16 protein-coding genes and 1 pseudogene are annotated in these 16,992 nt (G+C 67.1%); 7 read left to right on the plus strand and 10 right to left on the minus strand.

What is annotated here, in order from left to right:
• Positions 1-47 precede the first annotated feature (47 nt).
• Both GOAMI_RS06070 and GOAMI_RS06075 read left to right on the plus strand, forming a co-directional pair.
• Complete coding sequence (locus tag GOAMI_RS06070) at positions 48-1,208, plus strand: sensor histidine kinase (RefSeq protein ID WP_006435533.1); 1,161 nt, start codon at positions 48-50, stop codon at positions 1,206-1,208.
• Positions 1,205-1,854, plus strand: a pseudogene (locus GOAMI_RS06075) (response regulator). The gene GOAMI_RS06070 and the pseudogene GOAMI_RS06075 overlap by 4 nt, the downstream one beginning before the upstream one ends.
• On the opposite strand, the gene GOAMI_RS06080 reads toward GOAMI_RS06075, so the two are convergent.
• Positions 1,829-2,914: an NAD(P)H-dependent amine dehydrogenase family protein gene (locus GOAMI_RS06080; RefSeq protein ID WP_006435536.1), complete on the minus strand. Its 1,086-nt coding sequence runs from the start codon at positions 2,912-2,914 to the stop codon at positions 1,829-1,831. The pseudogene GOAMI_RS06075 and the gene GOAMI_RS06080 sit on opposite strands and share 26 nt — an antisense overlap.
• Positions 2,915-3,048: 134 nt before the next feature.
• On the opposite strand from GOAMI_RS06080, the gene GOAMI_RS06085 reads away from it, so the two are divergent.
• On the plus strand, positions 3,049-3,783 hold the full coding sequence (locus GOAMI_RS06085) for a glucose 1-dehydrogenase (RefSeq protein WP_006435537.1): 735 nt from the start codon (positions 3,049-3,051) through the stop codon (positions 3,781-3,783).
• Here GOAMI_RS06085 and GOAMI_RS06090 read toward each other — a convergent pair.
• Positions 3,758-4,726: an arsenic resistance protein gene (locus GOAMI_RS06090; protein ID WP_006435538.1), complete on the minus strand. Its 969-nt coding sequence runs from the start codon at positions 4,724-4,726 to the stop codon at positions 3,758-3,760. The two genes, GOAMI_RS06085 and GOAMI_RS06090, sit on opposite strands and share 26 nt — an antisense overlap.
• 67 nt (positions 4,727-4,793) lie before the next feature.
• On the opposite strand from GOAMI_RS06090, the gene GOAMI_RS06095 reads away from it, so the two are divergent.
• The gene (locus tag GOAMI_RS06095; RefSeq protein WP_040004613.1) at positions 4,794-5,504 is read left to right on the plus strand and encodes a CPBP family intramembrane glutamic endopeptidase; all 711 of its coding nucleotides are present in this window, start codon (positions 4,794-4,796) and stop codon (positions 5,502-5,504) included.
• A 10-nt stretch (positions 5,505-5,514) separates the two neighbouring features.
• Here GOAMI_RS06095 and upp read toward each other — a convergent pair whose 3' ends face one another.
• The 5 genes from upp to GOAMI_RS06120 form a co-directional block, all read right to left on the minus strand.
• Positions 5,515-6,144 (minus strand): uracil phosphoribosyltransferase, encoded by a 630-nt coding sequence (gene upp, locus GOAMI_RS06100; RefSeq protein ID WP_006435540.1) that lies wholly within the window; start codon positions 6,142-6,144, stop codon positions 5,515-5,517.
• Positions 6,145-6,164: 20 nt separating this feature from the next.
• On the minus strand, positions 6,165-7,436 hold the full coding sequence (locus GOAMI_RS06105) for a DUF1688 family protein (RefSeq protein ID WP_006435541.1): 1,272 nt from the start codon (positions 7,434-7,436) through the stop codon (positions 6,165-6,167).
• Positions 7,433-8,683 carry a GTP cyclohydrolase II gene (locus GOAMI_RS06110; RefSeq protein WP_006435542.1) on the minus strand — a complete coding sequence of 417 codons (1,251 nt, stop codon included), beginning with the start codon at positions 8,681-8,683 and terminating at the stop codon, positions 7,433-7,435. The genes GOAMI_RS06105 and GOAMI_RS06110 overlap by 4 nt, the downstream gene beginning before the upstream one ends.
• A gap of 193 nt (positions 8,684-8,876) precedes the next feature.
• Positions 8,877-11,090, minus strand: a complete 2,214-nt coding sequence (katG, locus tag GOAMI_RS06115) for a catalase/peroxidase HPI (RefSeq protein WP_006435543.1) — start codon at positions 11,088-11,090, stop codon at positions 8,877-8,879.
• 138 nt (positions 11,091-11,228) lie between these two features.
• Positions 11,229-11,648 (minus strand): Fur family transcriptional regulator, encoded by a 420-nt coding sequence (locus tag GOAMI_RS06120; protein WP_006435544.1) that lies wholly within the window; start codon positions 11,646-11,648, stop codon positions 11,229-11,231.
• Positions 11,649-11,776: 128 nt separating this feature from the next.
• Between GOAMI_RS06120 and GOAMI_RS06125 the strand changes: the two genes are divergently transcribed.
• Complete coding sequence (locus GOAMI_RS06125; protein WP_040004615.1) at positions 11,777-12,661, plus strand: hypothetical protein; 885 nt, start codon at positions 11,777-11,779, stop codon at positions 12,659-12,661.
• 45 nt (positions 12,662-12,706) lie between these two features.
• On the opposite strand, the gene GOAMI_RS06130 is transcribed toward GOAMI_RS06125, so the two are convergent.
• Both GOAMI_RS06130 and GOAMI_RS06135 read right to left on the minus strand, forming a co-directional pair.
• Entirely contained in the window at positions 12,707-13,261 is a 555-nt protein-coding gene (locus GOAMI_RS06130) for a DUF4334 domain-containing protein (protein WP_006435546.1), read from the minus strand.
• Positions 13,262-13,310: 49 nt separating this feature from the next.
• Complete coding sequence (locus tag GOAMI_RS06135) at positions 13,311-14,216, minus strand: hypothetical protein (protein WP_040004616.1); 906 nt, start codon at positions 14,214-14,216, stop codon at positions 13,311-13,313.
• Between the two features lie 105 nt (positions 14,217-14,321).
• Between GOAMI_RS06135 and GOAMI_RS06140 the strand changes: the two genes are divergently transcribed.
• Positions 14,322-14,753: a PPOX class F420-dependent oxidoreductase gene (locus tag GOAMI_RS06140; protein ID WP_006435548.1), complete on the plus strand. Its 432-nt coding sequence runs from the start codon at positions 14,322-14,324 to the stop codon at positions 14,751-14,753.
• 64 nt (positions 14,754-14,817) lie between these two features.
• Positions 14,818-15,255, plus strand: coding sequence for a VOC family protein (locus GOAMI_RS06145; protein WP_006435549.1), 438 nt, complete (start codon positions 14,818-14,820; stop codon positions 15,253-15,255).
• 25 nt (positions 15,256-15,280) lie between these two features.
• On the opposite strand, the gene GOAMI_RS06150 is transcribed toward GOAMI_RS06145, so the two are convergent.
• Positions 15,281-16,939 (minus strand): alkaline phosphatase D family protein, encoded by a 1,659-nt coding sequence (locus tag GOAMI_RS06150; protein WP_006435550.1) that lies wholly within the window; start codon positions 16,937-16,939, stop codon positions 15,281-15,283.
• Positions 16,940-16,992 lie beyond the last annotated feature (53 nt).

Raw genomic sequence — 16,992 nt, forward strand, 5'->3', positions numbered from 1 at the left:
CCCGATGGTCGGACGTCGATGCCACGTTCGCCGACTACGGTTGCGGTGTGCGACCCGAGCAGTATCAACCTCCGCTGACATGGACCGGCCAGGCGTGGCGGCTGGCCGCGATGCTCTCGCTGTCGGTCACGGTGTTCGCCACCCGCGCGGACTATCTGTGGAACGAGGTGCGGTGGTGGTTCTTCGTCGACATCGCTCTGGGCGCGTTGTCCTACGCCGTGGTGTGGTGGCGACGTCGGCATCCGGTGGCCGTCACGGTGTTCACCAATGTCGTCGCGATGGTGTCCACGTTGTCATTGGGGCCGGCGGTCCTCGCGTTGGTGTCGACCGCGACCCGGCGACGCTGGCGCGAGATCATCCCGCTCACGATCCTGTGTGTGGCTGCGAACGTGATCGCGGTCCAGTTCTTCGCGACACCGGAGGAAGAGGACGATCCGGTCCTCGTGCAGTATCTCGTCCTCGGGGCGATGACTGCGGCAATGGTGTTCTGGGGCATGTACATCGGATCGCGTCGCGAACTCCTCGCCAGTTGGCGGGCGCGTGCACTCGCGTCGGAGGCGGAGCAGCAGGCGAAGGTGCAGCAGGCTCGGTCGCTGGAACGAGCACGCATCGCCCGGGAGATGCACGACATTCTCGCCCACCGGATCTCGGCGATGAGCATGTCGGCGGGAGCGCTGGCCTACCGCACCGACCTGACCGGGGAACAGGTGCGGGAGACAGCGCGAACGATCCAGGAGACATCACATCTCGCACTGACCGAACTGCGGGAGGTTCTCGGCGTTCTGCGCGAAGGTCCGGGCGACGCGGCACCGGAGGAACCGCAGGGAGCGTTCGACCTGGTGGCGCTCGTCGACGAGGCCCGGACACTCGGTATGCGTGTCGACGCCCGGTGCGAGATCGACCTCGCCGCACTGCCTCCGGCCATCGCCCGCACGCTCTATCGATGCGTGCAGGAGGCGCTGACCAATGCTCGACGCCATGCTCCGAGTGCGCCGGTCACAGTACAGATCCGCGGTGGACCCGACCACGGGGTCGATCTCCTCGTCGAGAATCCGTTGCCGTTGTCGGCGGGTTCGTCCTCGCCCGCTCCGGGTTACGGACTTGTCGGCCTCGCCGAGCGTGTCGGGTTTCACGGCGGACGGCAGTCGGCGACCGTCGGCGAGGACAAGAGATTCCTGTTGCATGTGTGGCTACCGTGGCAGTCATGACCGCGCGCATCATGATCGTCAACGACGACCCTCTTGTGCGGTCCGGCCTGCGGTTACTCCTCGGCGGCGACCCCGGGCTGGACATCGTCGCCGAGGCCGCGAACGGACAGGAAGCGCTCGACAGCACCGAGATGGCCCGGTTGATCTGGTGTTGATGGACCTGCGCATGCCGGTCCTCGACGGAATCGCCGCCACCGGTCGCTTCAAGACCCTGCCGACGCCGCCCGCGGTGATCGTGTTGACGACCTTCGACGCCGACGACTTCGTGGTGCGCGCCCTGGCGATGGGAGCGGACGGTTTTCTCCTCAAAGACACCGCGCCCGACGAGATCGTCGCGGCCATCCACGATGTTCTCGCCGGGCGACCGGCGCTCAGTCCGTCGGTGACGGCCGCACTCATCAAGCAGGTGGTGAGTGTCGGCGGCGCCCGATCAGCCTCGGCCGCAAGCCGTATCGAATCCCTCACGGCTCGCGAGCACGACGTCGCCGTCGAACTCGCGCGCGGGGCGTCGAATGCCGAGATCGCCGAACGGCTCTACATGAGTCTTGCGACTGTCAAGGCGCACATCTCCCACATCTTCACCAAACTCGACGCCGCCAACCGCGTTCAGGTCGCGATCGTCATGCACGACGCAGAGGTGGTGTGAGCGCGGGTCCGGTGACCAGCGGTAGATCGAGGGTCGTGCGGAGTCCCGCGCGTCCTTCGACCACCGCCGGTATCGCATTGACGATGCGACCCGCCGCCGCGACGATCGCCGCGTGGTTGTGATCGCCCTTGAGGCTGGTCGGGCAGATGTCGACGGTGTACGAGGGTTCGCCGGTGATCTCGACCCGGTAGCACCCGCCGGGTTGCGCGGGCTGGGCCCAGTCCGGACGCAGGTCGCCGCGTAGCCGGGTGACGTGTTCGATCACGATCGCCGGACGTCCCTCGACCTTGCCGATGTTCTGGAAACGCACCGCCGCACGGGTGCCTTTGGCGATGGGGCCCGCGGCGATCTCGAAATCCTCTGGTGCGGGATCGCTTTCGTGGAGTTCCTCGATCTCGTCGACCGTCACCCCGAGCCCCGCGGCGAGTTGCCGGATCGTCGTGCCCCAAGCCAGGCCCAGGACCCCGGGCAGGAACAGCATCGGCGTCTCCTCGAGGGGTTTGCCGAACCCCATCACGTCGAACATGACCGTCGCGCCGTCGTAGGTGGCGTAGTCGGCGATCTCCATGCAGCGGACCTGCTCGATGCGCTGGCAGGTCCCGGCGAACACGAAGGGGATGAGGTCGTTGGCGAACCCGGGATCGACGCCGGTCACGAACAGGCTCGCGCCGCTCGCCGCAGTGGTCTCCTCGATCTTGGTGATGGCCTTCTGCGGCATCACTCCCCACGGGTACTGCAGGGTGTTCGGCGAGGAGCCCACGACGTCGATCCCGGTTGCGAGGAAGCGCACCACATCGTTGAACGCCTCGACCGGCCGCGTGTCGCCCATGGCGCAGTAGACGACGCAGTCCGGTTTCGCGGCGATCACCGCGCCGAGGTCGTCGACCGCCCGGACGCCGGTCGGGGTCTCGAGGCCGGCGAGGGTCGCGGCGTCGACGCCGACTTTCTCCGCCGTGGACACGCACACCGCAACGAGCTCGAACCGCGAGTCCTCGATCAACTGCGTGAGAGACAACCGGCCGACGTTGCCGGTTCCGACGAGGGCGACCCGAATGGGCATGGCGAGAGTCTCCTTGCGCTGGCATCCGCCGGACGGGCCATGTGAACACCTGTCCGGACTCATGTCTGTTCAGTAGACCATTTCTTGGTGGAACCTGTTCTATTTTCGCTACGACCGAGGTAGCGTGGCTCGCCATGGGACGCGTAGACGACAAGGTTGCAGTGATCACCGGGGGTTCGCGGGGGATGGGTGCCGAGCACGCCCGGGCTCTGGTCGCGGAGGGTGCCAAGGTCGTGATCGGCGACATCCTCGACGACGAGGGCAAAGCCCTGGCCGCCGAACTCGGTGCCGCGGCGCGGTACGTCCACCTCGACGTCACCTCACCGGAGGACTGGCAGACCGCCGTCACCACCGCGGTCGACGAGTTCGGGAAGGTCAATGTCCTCGTGAACAACGCGGGCATCGTCAACGGCTCGACGATCCAGCAGTTCCGCCTCGACAAGTGGAAGCAGATCCTCGACGTCAACCTCACCGGCACCTTCCTTGGCATCCAGGCGGTTGCGGATCTGATGATCGAGGCCGGCGGCGGATCGATCATCAACGTGTCCTCGGTCGAAGGCCTTCGTGGAAGCCCGTGGGCGCACGGCTATGTCGCCACCAAGTGGGGTGTCCGCGGACTCGCGAAGTCCGTCGCACTCGAACTCGCCCCGCACAACGTCCGGGTCAACTCGATCCACCCCGGTCTCGTCCGCACGCCGATGACCGAGGGCATCCCGGAGGACATGGTCAAGGTTCCGATGGGCCGGGCAGCGCAATCAAGCGAGGTGTCGACCTTCGTGGTGTTCCTCGCCAGTGACGAGTCGTCCTACGCCACCGGTGCGGAGTTCGTGATGGACGGCGGACTCAGCGCCGACGTGCCGCATAAGTGAACACCCACACCAGGATCACCATCCCGATCAGCTCGACGAGCGTCTGAGTGATCACCGCTGCCGCGGCGAGTTCGGCACCGACCGGGAGTGCCAGCGCCAGCGGGAGCACGACGAGCGAATTGCGCGTCGCGCCGGAGAAGACCACGGCCGTTCCGGAGGCCGGTGTGAGGCGACATCCGCGCACCACCACGAGACCGATGATCGTCATGGCTGCGAGGAACGCGACGTAGACCGGGATGACCCCGGCGATGTCGTCGAATCGTGAATCGATACGCGGGATCTGAGAACCCACCGCGGTGAACAGCACCGCCATCATCAGCGGCACCATCGTGGTCGAGGCCGCGTCGCCGGCACGACGCCCGACGTCGCTTCGCGCCGCCCACGCCTGCGTGAGCCAGGCCAGCGCCAGCGGAACGACGATAAGGATTCCGAAGGCCCACAGGAACGGTTCCGGATCGATCGCTGCCCGGCCATCTCCGAGCAGGAGCGTCAGATACACCGGGACGATGAGCATCTGGGCGAGCAACAGCAGCGGCGTCGCCGCGAGCAGGCGCTGGTTGTCACCGCCCGCGAGCCCGGCGAAGACGACGACGTAATCGACACACGGGCACAGGAGGACGAGCAGCGCGCCCACCCGGATGGCGTCGTCCGCCGGTAACAGGGGAGACAGCGCCGCGACCACCGCGGGCACGATGACGAAGTTCACCGACAACACCACTGCGAGGAACTTGCGGTCGCGGAGGGAGGCAGCGAGATCGGTCGCCTTCACCTGCAGGAAGGTGACGTAGAGAAGTGCGGCGAGCAGCGGGGTGACCGCCACGTCCATCGATTGGGCCGCCGAGGTCAGTGCCAGGCCGAAGCCGAGACCGGCACCGATCGCGAGGAGATACAACGCGACCTGGTGCTGTTCGAGACGCTCGGGGACCGTGACGGTGGCTTGCACTGCACCATTCTGGGTCACTGCCCGTCGTTCGGCGGCACCGGACACGGTGCCGCGCGACACTCGACGGGTGACCGGATCTTCGAGACGCCACGACGCCGCACTCCTCGTGGTGGTGGTCGCGGTCCTGATCGCGGCCAACATCGCCGCGCACCGGTCGGCCGGTGTGCTCGCGGTGGTGGTCATCCCGGTGGCGGCGATCGTGCTGTTGCTCGTCGCGCGGCTCGGCGGACTCGACTGGCGCGAACTGGGTCTGAGCCGAGCGGAACTACGCGCAGGTATTCCGTTCGCCGTGGCGTCGGTGATCGTGGTCGCGGCCATCGTGTCGACGGCCGTGGCAGTCCCCGCGACCCGGGACTTCTTCCTGTCCGATCGCTACGACGACACATCCGAGGCGCTGCTCGCCGCCTTCGTCATCATCCCCCTGCAGACGGTGATCCCGGAGGAGCTCATGTTCCGTGGCGTCCTGCAGGGGACTCTCGAACGGCTGTGCGGGCCGAGGGCGACCCTGGTGTTCGGCGCCATCGCCTTCGGGCTGTGGCACATCCTGTCCTCGACGGGACTCACCGGAGGCAACGAGGGCCTGAGCGATGTCCTCGGATCGGGCACGGCCGCGCAGGTCGTCGGGATCGCGGGCGCGGTCGTCGCCACCGGCGTCGCAGGTCTCGTGCTCGGCTGGTTGCGGCAGCGCACCACGAGTCTCCTCGCCCCGATCGCCCTGCACTGGGCTCTCAACGCCACCGGCGCCATCGGCGCGGCGGTGGCGTGGAATGTGTCGTGAGCCTTTACTGTCAAGCCGTCCCGAACACCCGGTCGCCGACGTCGCCCAGCCCCGGGCGGATGAAACCGTTGTCGTCGAGTTCCCGGTCGATCCCGGCGGTGTAGATGGGGACCTCGGGGTGCGCCTCGTGCAACACGTCGATGCCCTCCGGGCAGGCGACAAGGCACACGAACTTGATCGATCGCGGCGAGTACTCCTTGATTCGATCGATCGCCGCGACCGCCGAAAAGCCGGTGGCCAGAAGCGGATCGACGATGACCACGTCGCGTTCGTCCAGGTCCGCGGGCATCTTGAAGTAGTACTCGACCACCACCATGGTCTTGGGGTCGCGGTAGAGGCCGATGTGGCCCACGCGGGCGCCTGGTACGACGGTCAGCATTCCGTCGGCGATTCCGGCGCCGGCCCGTAGGACGGCAGCGAAGACCAGTTTCTTACCGTCGATCACGCTCGCGGTGGTGGTCTCCAGCGGTGTGTCGATGGTGATCTCGTGCATCGGGGTGTCGCGCAGCACGTCGTAGGCCATGAGCGTGGAGATCTCGTTGAGCAGACGACGGAAGTCGTTGGTGGAAGTGTCCTTCCGGCGCATCAGCGTGAGCTTGTGCTGTACCAGCGGATGATCGATGACGGCGACGGTGCCCATGGTTCCCCTAATCGTGGTGCTCAGAAGACTGTTCCGGTACTGCGGATCGACAAGGGCGGCGACCCGTTCCGCAACCGTGCCGCCAGTGCTCGCCCGGCCGCCCAGGTGCCGCCCTCGAGCACGCAGGCCAGCGGCATCGCCGTCGGGTCGGTCCCGAGACGATCGCGGACGAGGTCGGCGATCTCGTCGAGCAATGCGACGGTGAGGGCACGCCATTCGACGACGAGTTGATCGCCGACCTCCCATTCGACGTCCACCCACTCCTCGTCCCGAAGCGCGAGAACGCCGGTGTCGAGGAAGAGTCCGCCATTGCGGTACTCGGGCAGGCCGGTCAACTGGTCGATGCCGGTCACCTCCACGCCGGCCCACATGAACGGTTCGAGCAGCGAGTAGGTCAGCCACTGGGACAGCTTGTGGAACGGGATCCAGCCGGCGGTGGCGCCCGGACCGGTCACCGCGTCGTGCTGCCAGCAGTCGCCCAGCGGTACCGAGCCGATCCTGTTGTCCGACGGCCAGATCGGGCCGAGGAAGGTCAGGACGGCGTCCAGGATCGCGGTGGCGCTCACGGTGCCGCGACCGTCTGCGGTCAGGTGGTCGAAGAGGCCCCCGGGTCGGCCGGCGGAACCGAAGATCGCCGGCTGATCGGCGAGGGCGGTGCCGAGGCGGCGCAGCAGCTCCACGCGGCCCTCCAGTCCGGTGATCGGGTTACCCGCTGAGACCTGGAACGCGGCGCCCAGGCTCTCGACCGTCACCGCACGTAGACCCGCGGCGTCGACCCGTGACGGCTGCGCCGCATCACCGGAGAACAGTCCGCCGACGAACGCCTCCCAGCTGGCGACGCCGAGGCCTTCCGAGCGCGTCAGGACCAGACCGGTCGACTTCTCCCGATAGGACCATTCGGGACCGGCTCCGGCGTCGAGGAGGACGCTGACCAGGACGACGTCGACGAGTGCGCGGATGTGGTCAGGGGAGTTCGCGGGCGGAAGCATGTCCCGCAGCGACTCGAGTCGGTCGATGCCGCCGGCTTCGAAATGGCGCCAGCGACTGTGGAAGGGGATCGCACCGTCGGGATGGCGTTCGCGGGTGATCTCGACGACGATGTCGGCGGCAGAGGCGAGCGCGTCGTCCTGGACCGTGAACCAGGGCGACCGGCCACCTCGCGCACGGTCGAGGAGCTGGCGGGAGCGTTCGCGAACCGCGGTGCTCGTTCGCAGCAGCGCGGCCGCGGCGATCTCGGTGTCGGGTGTCGCGGCGGTCCGGGCGGCGGTGTCGTTTCGCGTGGTGCCGTTCATTCGAGCCCCCGGCCCTTGACCTTTCGCAACGCCTCGGCGTCGGGAACCGGTCCGGGGGTGAAGTATCCGGCGGCCATCTTGGCGTCGATCTCCACGCGGGCGTCGGCCGGGACGAGTTCGTCGGGGATGTTGACCCGCTCGCCGACCTCGATTCCCGAACCGGTGATCGCGTCGTATTTCATGTTGCTCATCGACACGAGGCGGTGGATCCTGGTGATCCCGAACCAGTGCAGGACGTCGGGCATGAGTTCCTGGAACCGCATGTCCTGAACTCCCGCAACACATTCGGTGCGGGCGAAGTACTGGTCGGCGGTATCGCCACCCACTTGGCGTTTGCGTGCGTTGTAGACGAGGAACTTGGTGACCTCGCCCAACGCCCGGCCCTCCTTGCGGGAGTAGGAGACCAAACCGACGCCACCGCCCTGGGCGCCACGAATGCATTCCTCGATCGCGTGGGTGAGGTACGGCCGGCACGTGCAGATGTCGGAGCCGAAGACGTCGGAGCCGTTGCATTCGTCGTGGACGCGAGCGGTCAGTTCGACCGTGGGATCGGCGAGATCGCGGGCGTTCCCGAAGACATAGACGGTCTGCCCGCCGATCGGTGGCAGGAACACCTCGAGGTCTGAGCGCGTCACGAGTTCGGGATACATGCCCCCGGTCTCCTCGAACAGGACCCGCCGCAACTCGGCCTCGGAACAGCCGAATCGTTCGGCGACGCCGGGTAGATGCCAGACCGGCTCGACCGCGGCCTTGGTCACCAGGGCGGCGCCGCTGGGCAGGAGCAACCTGCCGTCGGGGACGAGGCGCCCCTTCTCGATCGCCTCGGCGATCTCGGGGAGGATGACGTGTGCCTTGGTGACGGCGATGGTCGGACGGATGTCGTAGCCGGCGGCGATCTTGTCGGGAAAGCTCTCCGCTACCGTGGCACCCCACGGATCGAGGGAGACAATCGCCTTCGGGTCACCCCACTGCGGGTACGGGCCGATGTGGTCGGTGGGCGAGGTGTTGGTCAGATCTGCGCGATGGTCTCGGGCCAGCGCGCCGGCGGCCACCGCGAGCGCGCGGTAGACGCTGTATGAACCGCTGTGGGTGCCGATCACGTTGCGGTGGGCGCGAACTCCGGTCGTGCCGATGACCGGTCCGCGCTCGGCGGCGGTCGGTGCACCCCAGTGGATGGACGGGGCGTCGACGCCGCCGCTGTGCGAGGTCAGTCGGATGTGCCCCAGGGATGTGTGCTCGCCGGACATCGCGATCTCCTTCTGCCACGACGGTCACCCGCCACCTCGAGGAAAGCGCCAGCATAGTTCCGAATCCGCGATCCTGCCGGGCAGAACGGCACCCGCCGCCAGAGACGATGATGCGGTGGCACCCGTCCGTACCGGGCACCACCGCATCATCGTGTGAGAGGTGATCAGCGATTCAGCTGATCGATGGATCGGCTCAGATGTCGAACCGGTCCAGGTTCATGACCTTGTCCCACGCCGCGACGAAGTCCTTGACGAACTTTTCCTTGGCGTCGTCGGAGGCGTACACCTCGGCCAGGGCGCGCAGCTGCGAGTTCGAGCTGAACGCCAGGTCGACGCGGCTGCCGGTCCAGGTCTGCTCGCCGGTGGCGCGATCGGTGCCGACGAAGACGTTCTCGTCGTCGGTCTTCGACCATGCGGTCGCCATGTCGAGCACGTTGACGAAATAGTCGTTCGTCAGCACGCCCGGCTTGTCGGTGAGCACGCCCAGCGTCGAGTTCTGGTAGTTCGCTCCCAGTACACGCAGGCCGCCGATGAGGGCGGTCATCTCGGGTGCGCTCACGGTGAGGAGGTTGGCCTTGTCGAGCAGCTTGAACTCGGCAGGCTGGGTGAGACCCTTCCCCACGTAGCTGCGGAAGCCGTCCGCGGTGGACTCGAGGTGGGCGAACGACTCGACGTCGACGTCTTCCTGCGAGACGTCCGTGCGGCCCGGGGTGAACGGGACGGTGATGTCGACACCCGCATCACGAGCGGCCTTCTCGATCGCCGCGACGCCGCCGAGCACGACGAGGTCGGCGAAGGAGATCTTCGCGCCGGCCTCACCGGTGAACGACTCGGCGACACCCTCGAGCGTCCCGACGATGCCGGCGAGTTCCTCGGGCTCGTTGGCCTCCCAGCCGACCTGCGGCTGCAGGCGGAGACGACCACCGTTGGCGCCACCGCGGAAGTCGCTGCCGCGGAACGAGGATGCGGCCGCCCACGCGGTCTTCACCAGCTGCGAGACCGACAGTCCCGACTCGAGCAGGATGGTCTTCAGCGCGGCGATGTCGGCGTCGGAGACGAGCGGTCCCTCGTGCGCCGGGATGTTGTCCTGCCAGCCGTAGGTGACCTCGGGAACCAGCGGGCCGCGGTAGCGGATCGCAGGACCCATGTCGCGGTGGAGCAGCTTGAACCACGCCTTGGCGAATTCCTCGGCCAGCTCCTCGGGGTGATCCAGCCAGCGGCGGGTGATCTTGCCGTACTCAGGGTCGTAGCGCAGTGCGAGATCACTGGTCAGCATCGACGGGTGGGTCGTGCCGTCGCCGAAGGCCTTCGGCACGGTGCCGTCGCCGGCGCCGTCCTTCGGACGCCACTGGTTGGCGCCCGCCGGGCTCTTGTAGAGCTCCCAGTCGTAGCCATAGAGGGTTTCAAGGAAGGCGTTGTCCCACTGGGTGGGCGTCGGGTTCCAGATGACCTCGAGGCCACTGGTGATCGCGTCGGCGCCGGTGCCGTCACCGTGTGAGCTGCGCCAGCCGAGGCCGTTGTCCTCGAGTGCTGCGGCCTCGGGCTCCGGGCCGACCTGGCTCGCGTCGCCGGCGCCGTGGGTCTTGCCGAAGGTGTGGCCACCGACGATCAGTGCTGCGGTCTCGACATCGTTCATCGCCATCCGGGCGAAGGTGTCGCGAATGTCGGCGGCCGAGCCCAGGACATCCGGATTGCCGTTGGGGCCTTCCGGATTCACGTAGATCAGACCCATCTGGACGGCGGCCAGCGGCCGTTCGAGTTCCCGGTCACCCTGGTAGCGCTGATCGGCCAGCCACTCGAGTTCGGGACCCCAGTAGACATCGTCCGGCTCCCACTCGTCGACGCGGCCGAAGGCGAAGCCGGCGGTCTCGAAGCCCATCGACTCGAGGGCGACGTTGCCGGCGAAGACCAGCAGGTCGGCCCAGGAGATCGCCTGTCCGTACTTCTTCTTGATCGGCCACAGGAGGCGGCGCGCCTTGTCGAGGTTGGCGTTGTCGGGCCAGCTGTTCAGGGGTGCGAAGCGCTGCATTCCGGCTCCTGCGCCTCCGCGGCCGTCCTGGACGCGGTAGGTGCCCGCGGCATGCCAAGACATACGAACCATGAGGCCGCCGTAGTGACCGAAGTCCGCCGGCCACCAGTCCTGCGAATCGGTCATGAGGGCGGTCAGATCCGCTTTGAGGGCGTCGACGTCGAGGGACTTGAGGGCCTCGTGGTAGTCGAAATCCGCGTCGAGCGGATTCACGACATCCGGATTGTGCTGCAGGATCTTCAGATTCATCTGGTTCGGCCACCAGTCACGGTTGCCGCCACCCTCGGTGGGCTGCTTGGCACGATCGTGCATGACCGGGCAGCCGCCGGCCTTCGGTTCGGTGTTCGCCTCGGCGATCGGCGGGTGTTCCTGTGCCATGTCGTTCCTTTCGGGAAATGGTGATGGTGACTGATACAGACGTGACCGCGCCCGGTCCTCTGACGCGGACCGGTCGGTCGGATGTGTTGGTCTTCGGCGAACGGTGAACGGTGAATCGGTGGTGGATCAGTGCTGCGGTCAGGACCGGCAGTCGGGGCACAGGCCCCAGTAGACGACCTCGGCCTCGTCGATGACGAAGCCCTGGTCGTTGGACGCGGTGAGGCACGGGGCCGTGCCGACCGCGCAGTCGACGTCGCCGATCGCCCCGCAGGAACGGCAGACCACGTGGTGGTGGTTGTCGCCGATCCGCGATTCGTAGCGGGACACGTGACCCGATGGCTGAATACGACGGATGAGACCGGCAGATGTCAACGCGGCCAACACGTCATAGACGGTTTGCTGCGACACATCGGGCACATCGATTCGCGTCTCCCGAAGCACCGTGTCGGTGTCGGCATGGGGATGCGCATGCACCGCACGCATGACGGCGACCCGCGGTCGGGTGACGCGGAGTCGTGCTGCGCGCAGCTTGGTGGCGCAGTCGTCGTCGGTGAGCATGACTCGAGTATGCACACGTTTCTGGAATGGTTCAAGTTTGGGTGCTGTCGATGTGTCGGATCCTGACTCGGGTACGACGTACGATCGGCCCATGTGGAAGCGACGTCCTGCCGGCCGTGGGTGACCTGATGTCCCGCTACGACGAGATCGTCGACGAACTCTACGGTCTGACGCCGGATCTGTTCGTGAAACGCCGAAACGAACTCGCCAAGGAGGTCAAGGCCGAGGGGGAATCCGCTCTGGCCAAAGACATCTCGCAATTGCGTAGGCCCACGCAGGCCGCCTGGGCGATCAATCAGTGGGTGCGAGCGAATCCCGATGACTGCGATCAGGTCACCGCACTCGCCGCGGACCTGTCTGCAGCGCAACGGCGTTCGGCAGCAGATGTGATGCGCGAGCTGTCCCGCCGACGTCAGGAGTTGATCAGTTCTGCCGCCGACGGGGTGGCGGGTACCGCCGATTCCCTCGGAGTGCGGTTGTCCGACAGTGCGGTTCGCGAGGTTGCGACAACGCTGCGCGCGGCGATCGCGGACGCCGAGACCCTGGAACGCTTTCGACGCGGCAGCCTCGTCACCTCCGCGGAGTACAGCGGCTTCGGTCCGGCCGGGGTCTTCGTCGTACCAGATCTGCCGGCCGAGCCGGAACACGCGGCCAGGGACGGCGTGGATGCCTCGAGTGATGTCGACGCGGTGGCCGCCGGCGAGACCGACGAGGACGCCGAGGTCAGGCGCGAACTCGAGGCACGCCTGTCCCGGGCCGAAGAGGACGAGCGGACGGCGCGCGACGGTCTCGGCGATGCGTCCACCGCGGTCGACGAGGCGTCCTCAGAGGTCGACGAACTCGTCGCACGGGCGCGGGAACTGCGCGAGCAGCTGTCGCGGGTCGAGGACTCACTGCGCTTCGAGCGTCAGCGACTGTCGACCGCCGAGCGGGGCCGGTCGGACGCCAAGGTGGCGCTGCGCGACGCGGTTGCCGAGTCGAACAAGCTGAGGGCCGCGCTCACGGATCTCTGAGGTCGCGTGCGCCGACGTTGCTCCACTTCCGGCGAGGTGACAGCCTCAGATCAGACGCAACGAATCGTCGCGTCGAACTACGAAGAAGTACGGCGCGGGCGACCCCTTGAGGTCCATGGCGCCGATGACCGCATCGTCGGAGATGCGACGGAAGACGTCGTTGATGGGGAGTTGGTCGTACATCATCGTGGCGGTGTCGGTGCCGCGGTAGCGGGTGGTACGCAGCCGCGCCCGTGCCTTGCGGGTCTGGCTCAGCAGGCGGGTCGCTGCGATCGGTGTGGCGAAAGACATCGCTTTGACCTGTGGTGCCCTCTCGGCGACCGTGAGTCCGCTGAAGGCGATCCCCGGGTTCATCGCCCAGAGGGCGGTGTGGTCGCGGGTGGGGAAGAGCAACGGGTGCACGGTCTCGGCGTCGACGAATTGCTTTCCCCACCAGCCGCTGGCGGCGAGGAACCCGTCGAGGGGGTGTCCGGTCGGCAGTTCCGCACCGCGCCAGGTGCCGATCATGAACTCCGGTTCGACCGCGTCGCAGGAGTCGAACAACTCGAGCGCCTCGGCGGTGTCGGTCGGTGTGGTGGTCAGTATCTCGCGCACGTCCATGACACCGATCGTACGGGCGAAGACACAGATAGATAAGAATGTCGCAACGTCATGGGGGCGAACCCGCGGTGAGTCCGCGGGCCGCGGCCCCGGACTCGGGTTCCGACGTGAGCCACGCGACCGCGAACGCGCCGGCGATCGCTCCCGCGAAACCGACGTACGCGAGCCAGCCGAGTCCGTCGACGGCGCGGTCGCCGAGGAACAGGACGCCGATCACCGATGGGATGCCCACCTCGCCCACGACCAGCACAGCGGTGACGGCGTTGACCGGTCCGAGCTGCAGCGCGACCGTCTGTACGTAGAACGCGACGGCGCCGGCGATGGCGATCGTCCAGGCCGCCGGGTCGGTGAGGAGCGCCGCGGCGTCGAACGGATGCACGCCGTCCAGAACGCGAACCGCCACCGCCAAGGCGCCGTACATCGCGCCGGCAAGCGCTCCCGCCGGGATGGCGCCGCGTCGTCCCAGGAGATGCACTACGACCACACCGACCACGGCGACAGTGGTCGACACGATGAACAGCGCCCAGTGGAACGCCATGTCGTGCGCGGTCGCGGCTTCATGCGATGCCGATGCGCCGAGCATGCAGAGCGAGGCGACGACGACGCCCATTGCGGCCAGGTCCCGACCTCTCAGCGTCGTGCCGAGCAGAACACTGCCGAGAAGTACGGTGATGATCAGGTTCCCGGCGACGATCGTCTGTGCCAGAAAGAGGGGGAGAAGCCGCGCCGCGACGGCACCGCCGGCGAAACCGAGGATCACCATGAGCGTGCCGACGAGGAAGGCCGGATCGCGGAAGGTGTCGAGTGTGGAGCGCAGCGACGGTCCGCGCTCGGTCGTGACCGATGCGGTGTCGGTGGTACCGGCCGCGTTCCGTGCACCCAGTGCACGCAGGACCGTCGACAATCCGTAGGCCACCGCGGCGAGCGAAGCCGCCACTACTCCGATCGTGAACACCGTACGAAAGTACCGGTCCCCGTTGTCCGTCGCCGGGGTTCCGAACCGGGTTCGGTGTCGCCGTCGCACCGGAATAGTCGCCGATCCCCGGCAGTTGCCCAGACCATGACCACCTCGAAGTACGACCCGCGCGACCTCCTCGCCGAATCATCGCTCGGTGTTCTCGCCACGATCAAGTCCTCCGGCCTCCCGCAGCTGTCCCCGGTGACCGCGTACTACGACCGTGATTCCGACACGATCTACGTGTCGATGACCGAGGGCCGGGCCAAGACGGCGAACCTGCGGCGCGACCCGCGGGCAGCCCTGGAGGTCACCGGGCCCGACCGTTACACGTGGGCGACGGCCGAAGGTGACGTCGTGTTGATCGGTCCCGGCACCGATCCCCACGGTCCCGAGGTGGAGGCCCTCGTCGACTACTACCGGAAGGCCGCGGGGGAGCACCCGGACTGGGACGAGTACCGGAGCGTGATGGTCTCTGATCGTCGCGTGTTGATGGTGATGTCGGTGAAGCGCGTCTACGGCGAGCGGCTTCGCTGATTCGCCGGCGAAGTTCTTTGCGATGAGGACCGGTGTTGTCCTCGTTGTGCGCCACAGTGGAGGAATGTCCACAGAAATCCAGGTGACGTTCGATTGCGCTGATCCCGCGGCACTTGCCGCCTTCTGGTCCGAGGTGCTCGGGTACCGGATTCAGGCGCCGCCCACGGGATTCGACAGCTGGGACGCGGCGCTCAATGCGATGGGTGTCCCGCCGGAACGCAGGAACGACGCGTCCGCGGTCATCGACCCCGACGGTCGCGGTCCACGAATCTTCTTCCAGCGCGTGCCGGAGGGCAAGACAGCCAAGAACCGGGTACACCTCGACGTCCGGGCCGCACCCGACTTGACCGGTGACGACCGCCTCGCCGCGCTCGAGACGGAGTCGGCCCGCCTCGTGGTCCTGGGTGCAACTCGCGTTCGACGAGTCGAGCCGGAACCGCCCCTCGGTGCCGGGCACATCGTCATGCGTGACCCCGAGGGTAACGAATTCTGCCTGGACTGAGCGCGATTCGTAGCAGACGACGACGCTATGTCCCCACGCGTTCGACGGATTCGTCCGTCAGCGACATGTCGGCTGCGACGTGCAGGGTGCCGTCCAGGTCGGGCTGTTCGAACGTGACCCGCGCGTCCCGTCCGTCGACGATCAGGGAGGCGATGGTGTTGCCGAACAAGGGGCCGAGCGCGTTGTGCCACGTGACGGGGAGTTGCGGCGCTCCGCGGGAACCGGCCCAGCGTCGGACGATCTTGGCAAGACGCGGCGACCAGCCGAGCCGGAACACGCCCTTCATGTACGGCGGTATGGCGTTGTGCACCGGTGAGCACACCAACTGATAGACCGCCGCACCGGTGGTTTCGGCGAAATCCGCTCGCGCGGCATAACTGTGGTGGACGTCGCCCGACAGGACACTGATGGTCGCCGGCACGAGGGTTCGATCGCTGTTGCCGAGGCCGGCGACCCCCCTGATCATCCGGCTCAGCCGGGTGAAGGAATCGAAGAAGCCGGGCCAGTGCTCCAGGTCGGCACCCTGCCGGATCTTCTCGGCCAGCTGTCCGACCCGGCCGTCGCGGCGGGCTCCGATCTCGTTGAGGGTCTCGACGTCGCTGAGGACGGGAGGGAGCAACCACGGCAACGACGACCCGAGCACCAGGTGGTCCACCGACTCGACGTCGTCGTTGACCTGGTCTTCGATCCAATCGAACTCGGTGTCACTCAACATCTTCCGGACGCCACCGGCGAGAATGCGGCCGTTACGTGAATCGATCATCGTCAGTCGCGTCGCGCCGAGATCCCACCGGAAGCTGAACCGGATCCCTTTGACGCCGTCGGTTTCGGAATCGGCGCGGTCGGCGAGATCGACCAGATGCGGCCAGCAGTCCCCGTCGATCTCCCTCACCTGGCGGTAGTCGTCGGAGGCATCCAGTTCCGCGGGGGACAGGTTGCCGAGGTGCTGATACACCCAGTACGACGCGAGTCCGGCCCGTATCCGGTTACGCCACCAGGGTTGGTCGTCCATCTGCCGGCGCCAGGTGTCCGAGGTGTTCCAGTCGTCGCGGATGTCGTGGTCGTCGAAGATCATCGCGGTCGGGACGGTGGACAGGATCCAACGGATCTCCGGGTCGCCCCAGGTGTGCCGGTAGAGACCCTCGTACTCCTGGAAGCTCACCACCTCGTCAGACGGACCGACGGTCGAGGTCCTGGTCGACTCGAGCTTCTCTTTGACCTGCGGCGTCAGTTCGTCGGCGTAGACCTGATCGCCGAGGAGGATGAGGGTGTCGGGCCATTCGTCGACGGGCAGGTGGCGCATGCGGACGGCATAACAGTCCAGTGCGTCGAGTCCGAGTTTTTCGTCGACCTTCGGGTCCTCCGCCTTGGGGTAGCGGCACGACCCGAAGACGATCCGGTGATGGTGGGCGCTCTCGGGTCCGCGCGTCCGAATGATGCTGGGCGGAAAGTCGGAATCCGGCAGGGGCCATTCCCGAGAACCGTCGACGAACACCTCGTATTCGGTCGTGGTGTCCGGGGCCAGACCGGTGACCTCGACGAGCGCGTAGTGATTTCCGACGACCTCGAAGGTGTGCGCGCGGCTGCCGAGGACCTCCACCTCCGCGGATCCGTCCGTCTGGACCCAGACCAGCGCGGATGTCTCGTCGACGTGCCGAAGGATCGGACCCAGTACCAACGCCATCCGCCCAGACTAGGCCCGTGGAACGGTGTCCGTGGGCCGATAACCTATCTGGG

Origin of the sequence: Gordonia amicalis NBRC 100051 = JCM 11271, assembly GCF_000332995.1 — a bacterium.
In the GTDB taxonomy this organism is placed as follows: domain Bacteria; phylum Actinomycetota; class Actinomycetes; order Mycobacteriales; family Mycobacteriaceae; genus Gordonia; species Gordonia amicalis.

What these genes read in the sequence shown, in the direction of transcription:
- GOAMI_RS06080 (WP_006435536.1), bottom strand. Translation starts at nt 2,914, where the DNA reads ATGCCCATTCGGGTCGCCCTCGTCGGAACCGGCAACGTCGGCCGGTTG.
- GOAMI_RS06125 (WP_040004615.1), top strand. Translation starts at nt 11,777, where the DNA reads ATGTCCCGCTACGACGAGATCGTCGACGAACTCTACGGTCTGACGCCG.
- GOAMI_RS06130 (WP_006435546.1), bottom strand. Translation starts at nt 13,261, where the DNA reads ATGGACGTGCGCGAGATACTGACCACCACACCGACCGACACCGCCGAG.
- GOAMI_RS06105 (WP_006435541.1), bottom strand. Translation starts at nt 7,436, where the DNA reads ATGAACGGCACCACGCGAAACGACACCGCCGCCCGGACCGCCGCGACA.
- katG (WP_006435543.1), bottom strand. Translation starts at nt 11,090, where the DNA reads ATGGCACAGGAACACCCGCCGATCGCCGAGGCGAACACCGAACCGAAG.
- GOAMI_RS06110 (WP_006435542.1), bottom strand. Translation starts at nt 8,683, where the DNA reads ATGTCCGGCGAGCACACATCCCTGGGGCACATCCGACTGACCTCGCAC.
- GOAMI_RS06085 (WP_006435537.1), top strand. Translation starts at nt 3,049, where the DNA reads ATGGGACGCGTAGACGACAAGGTTGCAGTGATCACCGGGGGTTCGCGG.
- GOAMI_RS06140 (WP_006435548.1), top strand. Translation starts at nt 14,322, where the DNA reads ATGACCACCTCGAAGTACGACCCGCGCGACCTCCTCGCCGAATCATCG.
- GOAMI_RS06150 (WP_006435550.1), bottom strand. Translation starts at nt 16,939, where the DNA reads ATGGCGTTGGTACTGGGTCCGATCCTTCGGCACGTCGACGAGACATCC.
- GOAMI_RS06120 (WP_006435544.1), bottom strand. Translation starts at nt 11,648, where the DNA reads ATGCTCACCGACGACGACTGCGCCACCAAGCTGCGCGCAGCACGACTC.
- GOAMI_RS06145 (WP_006435549.1), top strand. Translation starts at nt 14,818, where the DNA reads ATGTCCACAGAAATCCAGGTGACGTTCGATTGCGCTGATCCCGCGGCA.
- upp (WP_006435540.1), bottom strand. Translation starts at nt 6,144, where the DNA reads ATGGGCACCGTCGCCGTCATCGATCATCCGCTGGTACAGCACAAGCTC.